The sequence below is a fragment of the Carnobacterium sp. genome (assembly GCF_049673005.1).
Lineage (GTDB): Bacteria > Bacillota > Bacilli > Lactobacillales > Carnobacteriaceae > Carnobacterium_A.
Genome location: NZ_JBATXB010000059.1, coordinates 1 through 1,713, shown reverse-complemented (window position 1 = coordinate 1,713; position 1,713 = coordinate 1). Strand labels below are relative to the sequence as shown.

The window sequence follows — 1,713 nt, the reverse complement described above, 5'->3', positions numbered from 1 at the left end:
ACTATACTCAGTGTTTTTGTATGGGTAAAGGCTACAACAGATGTATTAGTGGTAATTATATCTATTATTTCTATTCTTATAATCTTTTTAAGCGAAAGATGGTTCTTAAGCAAAAGGCTTCCTAATTAAAAAAGTTGTGAGAATATAAGATGATACAGTTTGTATAGGAATGATAAGACTTGGAAAACTTATTGCTCTATTTAAGAAAAAAATCAAATGGAGCGATAAGAGTGCTAATAAAATCACGAAAAAAGCTATCAATTGTCTCGATCTAGCTGCTACTAATTGAATACTATAACTACTAAGCGAAGACTAAAATAAAAGGAGGAAAAGAAAATGAAAAAAAATTATATGAAATATTTAGGAATGATTGTCACTGCGGGGGTACTCATGTACGGGATAATGTATCTTAACACCTATGAGTTAGATCATGTTTACTTCAGTGAAATGCGTCTATACATGACGATATTATCAACGTGTGTCATGGCCGTTGTTATGCTTTTATTTATGTTACAAATGCTTAAGAATAAAAAAGCGAATATTTCTATCGTTTTAGTAAGTATTTTAATTTTTGCAGGTTCTTTCTTTTTGATGCGAAATCAAACTACGATAGATGAGGTTGATTATATGCAAGGAATGATTCCACACCATTCTATCGCTATACTGACGAGTGAAAGAGCAGATATTGAAGATCCAAGAGTCAGAAAACTTGCAGATGATATCATTAAAGCACAAAAGAAAGAAATTAAGGAAATGAAAGAATTGATTGAGGAACTTAAATAGTATTGTCTGTCTTCAAATTGATTTATTAAATATGCAACTAACCGTAAAGAAATAAGTTTCCTTTGAGAAAGTCCATTCGTTTATTTTGTGAATGGACTTTTTTATATTTAGATTATGCCTAGTTCAATACAATAAAAGATAATTTGATTCTATTAAAGATGCATATGCGTATCTACAAAATATAAGAATCTTATACACTACGATTTTTAACAAAGGAGATAAAGTAATGAGTAATGAAACTAAAAAAATTAAGAACCGCTATAATCGAATTTCTAAAATATACGATGTTTTAGAAGGTCCGATGGAAGCTATGACAATGAGCACATGGAGAGAAAAATTGATTACATCTATTGAGGGAGATCAAGTTTTAGAAGTTGGAGTTGGTACTGGAAAGAACTTACTTCTTTATCCAGAAAAATTGGAAATAACTGGTATAGATTTTAGCGAAAAGATGTTGGAGAAAGCGATTCAAAAGACAAAAGGAAAAGAAAATATTACATTAATAGAGATGGATGCCCAAAATATGAGTTTTGCGGATAATACCTTTGATACAGTAGTTACTTCTTGTGTGTTTTGCTCTGTGCCAGATCCTGTAAAAGGGCTAAAAGAAATAAGGAGAGTCTGTAAACCTAACGGTAAAATTGTTATGTTGGAACATATGAGAAGTCACCATACTATCATTGGAAAATTTATGGATATGGCGAACTTTTTCCCGCTATATACTTGGGGTGCTAATATTAACAGAGAGACAATTTCAAATATATTAAAAGCTGGATTTAAAGAAGAAGAGATAGAAACTCAGGATTTATGGAGTGATATTGTAAAATTAATAGAAATAAGAAATAAAGGTGTAGAGACCTTTATGAAAAAAAGACTTTATCTATAAAGAACTAGGACTATCGGAAGAAACGTTCTTAAAAGTGCTTCTTC

2 protein-coding genes are annotated in these 1,713 nt (G+C 30.6%); both read left to right on the top strand.

Annotation, left to right across the window (positions count from 1 at the left end; translation table 11 throughout):
• Positions 1-336: 336 nt before the first annotated feature.
• A complete protein-coding gene (locus WBF61_RS04975) occupies positions 337-783 on the top strand; it encodes a DUF305 domain-containing protein (protein ID WP_424254463.1) in 447 nt (148 codons plus the stop codon).
• Between the two features lie 226 nt (positions 784-1,009).
• Complete coding sequence (locus tag WBF61_RS04970) at positions 1,010-1,669, top strand: class I SAM-dependent methyltransferase (RefSeq protein ID WP_424254461.1); 660 nt, start codon at positions 1,010-1,012, stop codon at positions 1,667-1,669.
• The last annotated feature ends 44 nt before the right edge of the window (positions 1,670-1,713 follow it).